At 44.2% G+C, this 12,881-nt stretch carries 12 protein-coding genes and 1 riboswitch; of the genes, 11 read left to right on the top strand and 1 reads right to left on the bottom strand.

Annotation, left to right across the window (positions count from 1 at the left end; genetic code table 11):
• Positions 1–41: 41 nt before the first annotated feature.
• From PV403_RS15930 to PV403_RS15900, 7 genes are all read left to right on the top strand, one after another.
• Positions 42–995, top strand: coding sequence for a metal ABC transporter solute-binding protein, Zn/Mn family (locus tag PV403_RS15930; RefSeq protein WP_213534096.1), 954 nt, complete (start codon positions 42–44; stop codon positions 993–995).
• A 29-nt stretch (positions 996–1,024) separates the two neighbouring features.
• Positions 1,025–1,831: a metal ABC transporter ATP-binding protein gene (locus PV403_RS15925; protein ID WP_213534094.1), complete on the top strand. Its 807-nt coding sequence runs from the start codon at positions 1,025–1,027 to the stop codon at positions 1,829–1,831.
• Between the two features lie 5 nt (positions 1,832–1,836).
• A complete protein-coding gene (locus tag PV403_RS15920; RefSeq protein ID WP_213534092.1) occupies positions 1,837–2,766 on the top strand; it encodes a metal ABC transporter permease in 930 nt (309 codons plus the stop codon).
• Between the two features lie 12 nt (positions 2,767–2,778).
• Positions 2,779–3,660: a metal ABC transporter permease gene (locus tag PV403_RS15915; protein ID WP_213534090.1), complete on the top strand. Its 882-nt coding sequence runs from the start codon at positions 2,779–2,781 to the stop codon at positions 3,658–3,660.
• Positions 3,661–3,878: 218 nt separating this feature from the next.
• Complete coding sequence (locus PV403_RS15910) at positions 3,879–4,631, top strand: HAD family hydrolase (RefSeq protein ID WP_374705828.1); 753 nt, start codon at positions 3,879–3,881, stop codon at positions 4,629–4,631.
• Between the two features lie 7 nt (positions 4,632–4,638).
• Positions 4,639–5,124 (top strand): DUF456 domain-containing protein, encoded by a 486-nt coding sequence (locus tag PV403_RS15905; RefSeq protein WP_213534088.1) that lies wholly within the window; start codon positions 4,639–4,641, stop codon positions 5,122–5,124.
• A gap of 51 nt (positions 5,125–5,175) precedes the next feature.
• A complete protein-coding gene (locus tag PV403_RS15900; protein ID WP_332085252.1) occupies positions 5,176–6,807 on the top strand; it encodes a putative polysaccharide biosynthesis protein in 1,632 nt (543 codons plus the stop codon).
• A 41-nt stretch (positions 6,808–6,848) separates the two neighbouring features.
• On the opposite strand, the gene PV403_RS15895 is transcribed toward PV403_RS15900, so the two are convergent.
• Complete coding sequence (locus PV403_RS15895) at positions 6,849–8,159, bottom strand: DUF2515 family protein (protein ID WP_213534084.1); 1,311 nt, start codon at positions 8,157–8,159, stop codon at positions 6,849–6,851.
• 140 nt (positions 8,160–8,299) lie between these two features.
• Here PV403_RS15895 and PV403_RS15890 point away from each other — a divergent pair, with 140 nt between their 5' ends.
• The 4 genes from PV403_RS15890 to PV403_RS15875 all read left to right on the top strand — a co-directional run bounded on the left by PV403_RS15890 (position 8,300) and on the right by PV403_RS15875 (position 12,566).
• Entirely contained in the window at positions 8,300–8,644 is a 345-nt protein-coding gene (locus PV403_RS15890) for a thioredoxin family protein (RefSeq protein WP_332085251.1), read from the top strand.
• A gap of 262 nt (positions 8,645–8,906) precedes the next feature.
• Positions 8,907–9,851, top strand: coding sequence for a COX15/CtaA family protein (locus tag PV403_RS15885; protein ID WP_332085250.1), 945 nt, complete (start codon positions 8,907–8,909; stop codon positions 9,849–9,851).
• Between the two features lie 161 nt (positions 9,852–10,012).
• Complete coding sequence (locus PV403_RS15880) at positions 10,013–11,788, top strand: UbiD family decarboxylase (RefSeq protein ID WP_213534080.1); 1,776 nt, start codon at positions 10,013–10,015, stop codon at positions 11,786–11,788.
• Positions 11,789–11,846: 58 nt separating this feature from the next.
• The gene (locus PV403_RS15875; protein ID WP_213534078.1) at positions 11,847–12,566 is read left to right on the top strand and encodes a Cthe_2314 family HEPN domain-containing protein; all 720 of its coding nucleotides are present in this window, start codon (positions 11,847–11,849) and stop codon (positions 12,564–12,566) included.
• 118 nt (positions 12,567–12,684) lie between these two features.
• Positions 12,685–12,817: riboswitch (SAM riboswitch) on the top strand.
• Positions 12,818–12,881: the final 64 nt, after the last annotated feature.

The following is a 12,881-nucleotide window of genomic DNA, read 5'->3' as shown; positions in this document are numbered from 1 at the left end:
TTTGGAATTTTGGAAATCACCGCAGAGAGGAAGAGTGGACAATGAAAAAGAGGAGTAAATGGAATCGAATCGTTATAGCTGTTGTAGTAATGAGTTCAATCCTAGTTTTAGCAGCTTGCGGTACATCAAGTGAAGCTGGGGGAAACGAAGAGACGGGGAAATTAAAGATTACGACTACAACGGGTATGATTGCAGATGCAGCTAAAGAAGTCGGCGGAGATCATGTAGAAGTAACCGGACTGATGGGACCAGGAGTGGACCCCCACTTGTATAAAGCTTCTCAAGGAGACATTAGAAAACTGGAACAAGCGGATCTCATTTTATATAACGGTTTACATCTTGAAGGAAAGATGTCCGATATTCTAATCAATCTAGGCAAGTCTAAGACCGTGACTCAAGTGACGAAGGATATTCCAGAAAGCGAACTGCTGATGGTTCCTTATGGGGATAAGGAAGAGGCGGATCCTCATGTATGGTTCGATGTGACAAAGTGGATACAGGTTACGGATACAATTCGGGACACTCTTACTCAGGCAGATCCTGAACATGCGAAAGACTATAATGACCAGGCGGATGCGTATATAGCGAAGCTGCAAGATTTACACGAAGAAGTCAGCGAAAGTATTGCTTCCATTCCTAAAGCTTCTCGGGTGCTCGTCACTGCACATGATGCTTTTGGCTATTTTGGTCAGGCTTACGATATTGAAGTGCTTGGTTTACAAGGAATCAGTACATCTGCTGAATATGGAGTGAACGATGTTAGTGAGCTGAGGGATTTCCTTGTAGACAACCAAATTAAAGCCGTCTTTGTAGAATCCAGTATTTCACCTAAAGCGATGGAAGCGATCGTAGCTGGGGCAAAAGAGAAAGGGCATACGGTTACGATTGGCGGTCAATTATACTCCGATGCGATGGGCCAAGAAGGAACCGAAGAGGGAACGTATATTGGTATGGTAAAACATAATACGAAGGTTATCGTTGAAGCTTTGAAATAGGATACACAAGGATAAGAGGAGTGGAGAAAATGGGCATATTAACGCAGGAAGACACCGTGAATGCAACAGAATCAAGTGAAGTGCAATTTCCGTTTTCTGTTCAGCATCTGGCCGTTGCCTATCATAAAAAACCGGTGCTTGAAGACATCACATTCTCCGTACCGGAAGGGAAATTAATAGGAATATTAGGACCGAATGGAGCCGGAAAGTCAACGCTCATTAAAGCAGCGCTGGGGCTCGTGCCCTCCCTCAGTGGGGATGTCAAAATCTACGGAAAACCCTATAAAGAACAGCGCAAAAGAATTGGATATGTACCTCAGCGAGAATCTGTGGATTGGGATTTTCCGACGAATGCCCTTGATGTAGTGATCATGGGGAGGTACGGAAGACTGGGTTGGTTTAAGAGACCTGGGAAGAAAGAAAAGGAAATCGCAATGGATTGTCTGAAAAAAGTAGGGATGGCCGATTTCTGTCACCGACAGATTAGTCAGCTGTCCGGTGGACAGCAGCAGCGTGTATTCCTGGCAAGAGCCCTTGCGCAGGATGCGGATATCTATTTCATGGATGAACCCTTTGCAGGTGTGGATGCGACAACAGAGAAGGCGATCATCGCCTTGCTGAGCGAATTGAAAGAACAGGGGAAAACAGTGCTTGTTGTTCATCATGACCTTGCTACAGTAGAGGAATACTTCGATCATGTCATACTGCTGAACGGAAAGTTAGTGGCAGCAGGTCCAACACCAACCACTTTTACATCAGAGATGCTTCAAAAAACATATGGCGGCCGTATTGCGATGATTGGTCAGTCAGCCGCTGCGGAGAAGTGGAAGGAGTAGTACGTATGATGAACTGGATATTCTCCATTATGACAGATCCAAATGCAAGGTGGATCATGCTTGGTTCGATGCTGCTTGGGTTTAGCAGCGGAATGGTGGGATCATTTACTTATCTTCGTAAGCAAAGTCTGATTGGAGATACGTTAGCCCATGCCGCTCTTCCAGGCATCTGTATAGCCTTTATGCTAAGCGGGGTAAAATCAACTTTCTTATTTATGCTGGGTGCTCTCGTTTCCGGAATAATTGCGACAGTCGGAATATCAGTCATAACGAAGTATTCCCGTATAAAACAAGACACTGCACTCGGTGTTATATTGTCCGTCTTTTTTGGAGTAGGGGTTATGTTGTTAACCCGCATTCAACACGGGGATTATGGAAGTCAGAGCGGACTGGATAAATATATGTTTGGTCAAGCGGCTTCTATGGTTAGAAGCGATGTCTATACGATGCTTGGCGTTTCTATATTTCTACTTGTTGTATGCTGTCTTTTATTTAAAGAATTTAAGTTAATTAGTTTTGATCCGGGATTTGCTAGAGGAATGGGGTATCCCTCTGGGTTACTAGCGCAGCTGCTGTTGTTCCTTACGGTAATTGCCGTCGTAGCAGGGGTTCAGATTGTAGGTGTCGTGCTTGTTGCTGCACTTCTCGTTACGCCCGCTGCAGCGGCTAGATATTGGACACATCGGCTGGGTCTGATGGTTGTACTGGCTGGATTATTCGGAGCACTTAGTGGAGTAATCGGTACGGTGATTAGTGCAACAACACCCGATTTACCTACAGGACCAGTAACCGTACTCGTTGCTACAGGATTGTTTGCTGTATCTGTTCTTTTTGCCCCAGATAGAGGATGGATTGCAAGAGTCATTCGTGGCCGGAGAGTGAAAACAGATTATAATCAGCGGTCAAGTAAGCAGCAGGCTGAAATCAGGAAGTAGAGGAGAATTATTATGTCAGGATTTTGGATTATACTCACCGCGATACTCGTTTCCTCCGCCTGTGCGCTTCTTGGGACTTTTCTAGTGCTGAGAAAGATGGCAATGGTCGGGGATGCCATTAGTCACGCTGTGCTGCCAGGTATAGCAATTGCCTTTCTAATCAGCGGGCGCGAGTCGCTGTGGATTTTGGCAGGCGCTACTGCTTTTGGACTCATTGCTGTTTTTCTCATTCAAATGTTACAAGGGGGCGGTCTATCGTCCGATGCATCGATTGGGATTGTGTTTACGGCACTCTTTGCCGTAGGGGTTATCTTGATCAGCTTGAACGCACAAAATATTGATCTTGATCTCGATCATGTGCTTTTTGGGGAAATTGCTTATGTTCAGTGGGATCAGCTGACTTTGGGCGGTGTTGACGTAGGGCCAAGGGCGGTATGGATGCTTGGGATAACCCTGTTTGTCATATTGCTCTTACTAACTTTATTTTATAAGCAATTCAAACTGTGTTCATTTGATCCAGCACTTGCCGCAGCAAGCGGTATTCCGGTGGCACTGTTTCATTATTTACTCATGGGGATGGTCTCCATGACTTCGGTTGCCTCTTTTGATAGCGTAGGGGCTATTCTCGTTGTCGGGATGCTCATTGTTCCTGCTGCAACCGCCTATCTATTGACGGATCGTCTTGGGGTCATGCTGACTTATAGTGTTCTTATCGGAGCAGCAAGTTCCGTTGCTGGATATTATATGGCCTTCCTGCTTGATGCTTCGATTGCGGGGTGCATGGTGGCCTCGGCAGGAGGGTTCTTCGTACTTGCTTTTCTGTTCTCGCCGCTTCATGGTGTTCTCGTTCGGAGATTCATGCGAGGCAGGGGAAGCAGGGAAGTACAACTGTAATATGGAATATATATGAAATGCATAGAAATAAAATCATAGAAAAGAGCAGGTGAGGCCACCTGCTCTTTTTATGTATGTCTTACATTTGACTTTGTACCATTAAACCTCTTTTGTTGCATTTCCTTGTTTATGATAAAATGCGATATGTATTGTGATTCATAAATGAACAATAAAGATAAAGAATGGATGGATAAGAGAAAAAAAGGAGGAAACTTATTTTGAATAATCAATATCGATATAAACTACTTGCGCTAGATATGGACGGCACGCTGCTGACCGATGAACATGAAATCTCTCACGAGACGTCCAGCTGGATTCATAAGGCGATGAAAGCGGGTATACATGTATGCCTATCTACAGGACGTGCTGCTCATCATGCGCTTCCTTATGGCCAGGAACTTGGACTTGAGACACCGATGGTTACGGTGAACGGAAGCGAAGTATGGAAGTCGCCGAATGAACTGCAAGTTAGAACCTTGCTTGATCCAGAACTTGTATCTAAAATGCATGAGATTGCGATAAAGCATGATTGCTGGTTCTGGGCTTATTCGGTAGATAAACTGTATAACAGCGAACGGTGGGTGGAATCCATCTACGATCATGAGTGGCTGAAATTCGGTTATACAACCGAAGATAATGAAGTCCGTCATCAGATTTTGATGGAGCTTCAAGATCTGGGTGGTCTTCAGATTACGAATTCTTCAACAACGAACCTCGAGATTAATCCGGCGGGTATTTCTAAAGCCAGCGGGATTCAGGAAGTATGTAAACTGCTCGGAATTACGATGGAAGAGGTGGTTGCGGTAGGCGACAGTCTGAATGATCTTGCTGTCATTCAAGCAGCAGGTCTTGGAGTCGCTATGGGGAATGCACAGGAAACGGTAAAAGAAGCAGCAGATCTCGTAGTAGGCACGAATAATGAAGATGGAATCGTGGAAGTGATACGAGACTATATTTTGAAGGAGGCATAATCGCCTGATGACAATCCTTGGTTGGATTCTTGTTATTCTATTATTTGCGATTGGACTTGCGGGAGCGATTTTCCCCATCTTACCTGGCGCTCTTGCCATTTACTTCGCCTTTTTCGTATATGGATGGTTCTTCGGATTTGAATCATTTGGAGTCTGGTTCTGGATTATTCAGACACTGATCGTCGTGGTGCTGTTTGTTGCAGACTACGTCGTTAATGCCTGGGGCGTGAAGAAATATGGAGGTTCAAAGCTGTCGACCACACTGAGTACCATTGGTGTCATTATCGGACCTTTTGTAATACCGGCTTTTGGACTTGTTATTGGACCCTTCTTAGGCGCTTTTGTCGGGGAACTGATTGGCGGATCGACGGTCCAAAAGTCCGCGAAAGTTGGATTTGGTTCGGTGTTAGGTTTATTTGCAAGTACAGTCATGAAGATCATCTTGCAAGTAGCGATGGTTATCATATTTTTTATATGGATTACGGTTCATTAAAATTAGGTTCCTAAACGTTTCGTTCGGGGGAAGGAAGAAGGGAATTACGTCTTGTCTAAAAAGGAATCATTCATCAAGGGTACGATTATCCTTGCTGTGGCAGCTCTTGTTGCCCGGCTGCTTGGGCTTGTCCAGCGCGTTCCGCTTGAACACTTGCTCGGAGATGTGGGGGACGCCTCTTTTGGGGTTGCGAACAGCGTATATCTAATGCTGCTTACGGTTGCTACCGCAGGTATTCCTAGTACGCTCAGCAAAATGGTCTCCGAGCGCTATGCACTGGATAAACCTGCGGAAGCAAAACGAATTTATCAAGCTGCACTTATTTTCTCCGCATTTGCTGGGATTGTAATGACGATACTGCTATGGACATTAGCACCATTCTACGCAACGTATGTTGCCCAAGTTCCGGAATCGGCTTTAGCCATTCGTGCACTGGCTCCGGCGCTCTTGTTGTTTCCGACGATTGCCATGATGCGCGGCTACTTCCAAGGTCGCAACAACATGACAGCAGGCGGAATCTCGCAGATTGTCGAACAATTCGCACGGGTCGGTACGGCAATCTTGCTTGCTTATATTTTATTAAGAGCGGGATATGGAGATAGTGAGGTTGCAGCAGGTGCAACTTTCGGGGGAGTACTCGGTAGTGTCGGTGCATTCGCAGTAATGTTGTATTTCACTCGGAAACAGATTCGGAAAGATCGAGAACTTGGTCTCCATGATCTGCAAACTGCGCGCATTCCATTATCTCGGATCTATCGTGATATTTTCACACTTTCGATACCAATCGTATTGTCATCGTTAGCTGTACCGGCCGTTAACTTTATTGATTCATCTATTATTAAACCCCTGATCAGCGGTCAGGTGGGCTCAGACACGGCTACAACGATACTTGGTATTTTGACAAACCGCGCTCAGCCCGTTGCGGGGATTCCGCCGATCCTGGCGATTGCACTTAGTACATCGCTGATCCCGATTATCTCGGCAGCATTTGCGAGAAAAGATGAAACGCATCTGCGTAATCAAGTGACACTCGCTATGCGGATTGCTATCATGACAGGGATGCCGATGGTTATTGCTCTCTGTGTAGCTGCTTATTCAATTAATGGTCTCCTGTTTAGTAGTTTGGATGGCAGCGGAATTGTTGCTTTATTGACGTTCGGGACGATTTTTCAAATTACAATGATGACTTCAAATTCCATTCTACTGGGTATCGGCAAACCAAGAATTACAATGGTAACCGTGTTTATCGGGATTATAGTCAAGTTGTTGTCCAGCTTTATTCTTGCTCAGTTCTTTGGAATTTATGGAATTATTATCTCAACGGGTCTTGCTTTCTTTGTCATCACCCTTCTCAATATTCGTGTACTTAAAAAGACAGTTGCCTTCTCCATTCTCGGTAAGAGATGGGTTGGTTTTCTGATGACCGTTATTATATCCAGTGCGATTGGATATGGACTTCATCAGCTTGGGCTGTCTATGGTAGGTATGATGCCTGCAAGAGTGGCATTTCTACTGAACTGTATCATCGTTGGAGTCGCGGTAGTCATCAGTTATTTTGTTCTGCTTATTGCGCTGCGTGTACTTCGTCAGGACGAGCTTGCGAACTATCCGCGGATGATTCAGAAGGTGCTTCGACCTTTGATGAAATTACAGCGAGGAAATAAGCAAGGCAGCAGAGGATAAGATAAAAAGAACGATAGCTCTTAAAGGGCTTCGTTCTTTTTTTATAGGATCTTATTGGTATTTCTCATTTCGCTCAAATCATGAACAATTCCAAGTTTCCATAGAGCGAATCGGTGCCGGTAACTCACATCAAATATACGCGGTCTCCTTGGAAGGTTGAGGTGGCCAAGTGTGTCTGTATGAGGAGTATGCGTAAGCCAGTCTTCACGGGTTATTTTCTCATAGGGCATATCATACCAAGCTTTATATAGTGTAGGACTGTATATTTTATTGTCTGTAGAAAGAACATCTTTATTACTTAGTGCAGCTGTGAGAAGGGACTCCTCCCGTTTCTGACCATAGAGTGAAGTATAATATTTAGGCCAATATTCACTTCGGGAACCTTCGTGAGGTATTTCTTTAGAAAAGGCGGTGGCTCTCTCTAGTACCTGCGAATACCCGAATAGCAGGGCATACAGTGCTTTGCCGAACTCAATCCGTTCATGCAGTTTGTTGAAATGAGTAATGGTCAAACCGACCAATTCCTGATCCACGCCAAGCGGAATAATAATATGATTAAGCCCAGCCAGTTCATGAGAACGAAAAGAGAGGGTAGCCATGACATGATGCTGATAATAGGGATTGCGAATGACCCGGTTCTCGATATAATTTTGCTCGTTAATAATGAGACCGACGGTCAAGATCTCGCTGCTACGTTCAAGCCAGAATTGTTCCCAAAAAGGACTCATAAAGGCAGAAACATGAAACTCGGATAGCAAATGAAAATAGCTTCGACCTTTTTCCCGGCTTTTCATATATAACATCAGCTGCGGATAGGCATCTTGAAAAATAAGTGCATTACACCGTTCTAAGAGAAGATAAACTTGTTTATTATCCTGATTTTTAAGTACATTAAGCAAAAGCTCGCTCTTTAGATCGGTCATATTGTAGCCGCCGTTACGAGATACAAAATGAGCAAGCAGAGCCCAGTGAAGCTCCGGGTAAGCTTCATAGCAAGCCAGATAAGCAGCAGTTCTTGTTAAATTGCTTTGATTATGCTGCTGAGTTTGTTCCATGATCTCGCGCACGAGATTCAGCTCTTCCACACTATAAGGATCGAGCTGACTGCTCCGCATGGAAGCAGGCTGGACTCCGCTGGCCCGTACACTAGCAAGGGTTTGTTCTAGTTCATTCTGTATCCAGGAAGCGGATGAAGTAGGCCAGGTGAGTGGACGAAGCGGATGACGCAGCCTTTTCGATGACCGAATAGCGGCCTGTTTCCCGCGAATCACTTCTGCTGCAGTTATAGGCAAGGTCTTTAACATTTGCCAAATTGCGTCTAAAGAATGGACAGAAGATTGCTGACTTTTCATCTATTTCTTGCCTCCTCTTTTGCTACAGACTTTGCCTGGTTATATAATAGTATGTACGAATGATTTGACTTCCACTCGTCAAGAATGATTCACTAAACCAGAAAGTCTATACGAGCTGTAACTAGAGAGGATGAATAAGGATGAAAAAAATTACTTCTAAAGCGGAATTCGATGTGTTAACCCAATCTTCTAATTTGACGGTCGCTGTCTTTAAAGCAGACTGGTGCGTAGACTGCAGATTTATTGATCCTTTCATGCCGGAGGTAGAGCAGGAGTTTTCCCAGCTGCTTACCCTGATTGAAGTCGATGTAGAACAAACCGGTGATCTAAGTCAGGAACAGAACATTCTAGGAATCCCTAGTTTTGTGGCTTATGCTGATGGACGCGAGCTCATTCGTTTCGTAAATAAAAATCGCAAATCACGTGAGGAAATTGTAGAATTCCTTAAGCGGGCGGTTGAAGTGTATCAAACACTGCGCAGCTAAAATGATCATAAAGTAATTAAAACACCGTACTCTTCGATAAGGAGAGAACGGTGTTTTTTGTGCTGGATAGAATAAATTTGGATAGGATCTGGGGAAACAATGAAAAATGTTACGTTTTAACAGCCGTTAAGATATTGTCACAATCCCCTTATGTTTCGAATTCTTTTATCCGTTATAATAATTAGAGTTGCTGAGAATTGCTTATACAATCAGCATGCGGAGAGTTTTCTCCGCCATATCATATAATTGCAGGTGAATAAGGTTGAAGCATATCAGACTTTTAAAATGGTTTAGTTTTGTGACTACGCTGTTCATGTTTTTTGCTACATTTGGCGGCGGGGTAGTTACACGTACGGATTCGGGCCTTGGTTGCGGGAATGAGTGGCCATTATGTCACGGGGAATTTGTGCCTGCGCATACACTTGCTTCGCTCATTGAATATTCACACCGGATTGTCAGTACGTCAGCAGGGCTGCTTTCCATTACCACATTTGTACTCTTTATGCTGTTTGCTAAACAGCGCCGTGATCTACAAATTTTTTCACTTTTAACATTGTTCTTCGTTGTTATTCAAGGGATGATGGGAGCACTCGCAGTTGTATTCTCTCAGGTACCCGCTGTTATGGCACTACATCTTGGTTTTGCCATTATTTCGCTTGCAAGTTCCTTGATGACTACCCTTGGTGCAAGGCAAGAACAGAAATTTGGCGGACTTGCTAAGTTCGACAGCCTGCCGCGGGTAAGCAAACAATTTCGTAATTTAGTGTGGCTAACGATGATTTATTCTTATATCGTTGTTTATACAGGGGCTTTCGTCAGCCATACCGAGTCTGCAGGCGGCTGCAGCGGATTCCCGCTCTGTAATGGAGCTGTGATTCCTGAACTCTCCGGCGGTGTAGCTGTTGCATTCCTGCATCGTGTTGCTGCATTTTTCCTTGTCGTCATTATTGCAGTCCTCAGTTACTATGCTTACCGTTATAATAAAGGGAACAGGGAGTTACAAATGCTTGGGATTACAGCGATCTCGCTCGTAATTATACAAGTGTTGTCCGGTGTAGGCCTTATGCTGACCATGGATCGTCCTGAGATTTACATGTTTGTTGTACTTGCTCATATGACCATTATTTCGGTATTGTTCGGGCTTCTTGCCTACATGAGTTATGTAGTGTGGAAACTGGCTAAACCGGCAGGTATTCATCGCTCATAAAAGGTAGATAAATAACTGGATACAACAGATGTATCTTGGAAAAAAATAGCGGGACAGTGTACAATAAATGCTAGTGCCTGTCCGAAGGCTGCATATGTAAATGACAAAGTCCACGAATTAGATTTCGCAGGGCTTTGTTTTATAAAGGAGGATCTTCCACATTGATTTATTCAAATTTACGTGAGTTTGTAACCAAATTACAACAGGAAAAAGACCTTGTTATTATCGACGCGCCTGTTGATCCTTACTTAGAGATAGCAGAAATCCATAGACGTGTCATTGAGGAGCAGGGACCTGCTTTGTTATTTACAAACGTAAAAGGAACTCCTTTTCCGGTACTCACGAATATGTTCGGCACGAGCCGTAGAGTAGATATGGCATTTGGACCAAGACCTGAAGAACTCATGAAATCCATTGTTGGTGCAACGAAAACGCTTATGCCCCCTACACCAAAAGCACTCTGGAATGAACGAGGCTTGATTAAAGAGGCGCTAAAAGTAGGTTTAAAAACAGTGCAGCGAAGTGAGGCACCCATTTTATCTGCAAATCAAACAGAAACCCCGCTGAAGATGCTTCCGAAGGTAACGAGCTGGCAGCTGGACGGAGGTCCATTTTTAACATTGCCGCTTGTTTATACAGAACATCCGGATGATCATAAAGATCATAACCTTGGGATGTATCGGATTCAAATTTATGATGATCATACAACAGGCGTGCACTGGCAGATTCAAAAAGGCGGCGGATTTCATTACCATGAAGCTGAACAGCGCGGGCAAGGGTTACCGGTATCTGTCATTCTAGGTGGACCTCCCGCTCTCATTGCGTCTGCGATTGCTCCTATCCCGGAGAAACTTCCGGAACTGCTCATGGCATCTCTAATCATGGGGGACAAGCTGAAAATGGTTGATGACCCGTTCGGGGGACACCGCATGCCGGCTGAAGCAGAATTTGTAATCAAAGGAATTGTGCCGCCTCACGAGCGTAGAATGGAAGGGCCATTCGGCGACCATTTCGGTTATTATTCTTTGGCTCATGAGTTTCCCATCTTGAACGTGGAACGGATGTGGCACCGCAAAGATGCGATTTATCCGATGACGATTGTGGGTAAACCACGTCAAGAAGATTACTATCTCGGAGAATTCGTGCAGCGCTTATTATCTCCCGCTTATTCCATTGTCATGCCGACGGTGAAAGATTTGTGGGCCTATGCGGAAAGCGGAGTTCACGCGCTTGCTTCTGCTGTTGTACGGGAAAGCTATTCGCGTGAGGCATTAGTCTCCGGATTCAGCATACTTGGACAAGGACAATTGTCTTTGACCAAATTTTTGATTTTAACCGATCAGGCGATTGATTTATCTAACTTTACGACATTGATTGAAACGGTACTAGAACGGTTTGATCCCAAGACGGATCTGTTTATTTTTGATCATACTTCACATGATACGCTGGATTATACCGGTCATAAGCTGAACCATGGAAGTAAAGCCATCCTAGTCGGTGTTGGAGAAAAAATGCGCGATCTTCCTCGCACATACGAAGGTGGATTTGTGAATGAAATATCCGATATCAAACCTTACTGCGGCGGGGTATTGCTTGTAGAGGGAGCTTCCTATGAGGAAGAACCAGAACTTGCAGGCCGGCTCGTAGAACGTTTTGGGGCACTAGAACAGACTTGGCCGCTCGTCATTCTGGTCGATCATGCACAAGAAACAGCGAAAAATCAGATGTCCTTCTTATGGACCGTGTTTACTCGCTTTAATCCAGCAAGTGACATGTATGCAGATACTTCAGTGAAACGGAATCATATTGGGTACTCCTTGCCGATCGTGATTGATGCACGGATGAAGCCGGGTTACCCTGAAGAAGTCATTCCGCGGGAAGATATTGTGGAACTCGTCGATTCGCGCTGGAAATCATATTTCGCAAAGGTCCAATAAGAAGCAGGGATTCTGTGTGCCTGGATGGGGAAAAATGAGGTGCAGGGAGGATGTTCATATGCTGCGTACTTTATTAGGTGAACCACCCCGGGTGAACTCGGGATACTTGAAAGAAGCCATGGATGCAATGGCGCGTATGTTGCAGTTACTTATGAATGAAATAAAAGAGAGTACTGACCCAACACATGATTATCGTGAATTGGAAATATGGACCCGCGGACTAATAACATCTTTAGATGAGCTCGAACAAAGTTCGTTTGCTGCTTCTATTTATGCGGCGAAGGTCCATGCTGCATCAACGGATGATATGGGGCCGGATGAAAAAGCCGATTATGCCAGATACGTATACTTTTACAAGGACGGCTTCATCCGTATGTTTGCAACCTTAGACAAACTGGGTAATGTTCTAGATGACTGGTATCATTTAGAAACATCCAGAATCAAAGCACATTTTTCCTATTTCACGGTTCTGAAACAGCTCGAAGGGCAACCAAAGCATAAGACGCTTCTCATCAAATTAAGCAGCCTGAAAGATAAGTATCATCAGCCCATGAACCGTCTTCGTAAAAGGCGAAACACAGAGATTCATCATATGAATGTGGAGATGCAAGATGATTTATGGCAAAGGCATCAAGCACTGCATGGAAAAGTGAAACTGGAAGACCTTAAAGCATTTACTTCCGATCTGGAACTTGGTGTGGATTTAGTCTCGAGAAGCTTACATGAATCCTTTGAGTACATGATTAGCACTTGGAAAAAACAAACGGTTCGCTCTTAATATTTTCCTTTGACAAGTGTTATGAAATATCATATACTTTCACTAAGTTTCTGAAACAATTAATTTTGTTTAGCAAACGTCAACATTCGACATTATCATTATTCATAATTGCATATCATTCTTATCGAGAGTGGCGGAGGGACAGGCCCTATGAAGCCCGGCAACCGATTCTTTATAGAGCGTTTTTCTATATAGGATGACATGGTGCTAAATCCTTCAAGATCATACGTTTTGGTCTTGGCAGATGAGAAGGAGTCGTTTAACTATTGATGCCCTCTTTTTCTGTGAAAAAGGGGGTTTTTTGTGTCTATGAGT

The organism is Paenibacillus sp. GYB006, from assembly GCF_036577645.1.
Lineage (GTDB): Bacteria > Bacillota > Bacilli > Paenibacillales > Paenibacillaceae > Paenibacillus.
This window is presented reverse-complemented; position numbering and strand designations above follow the sequence as displayed.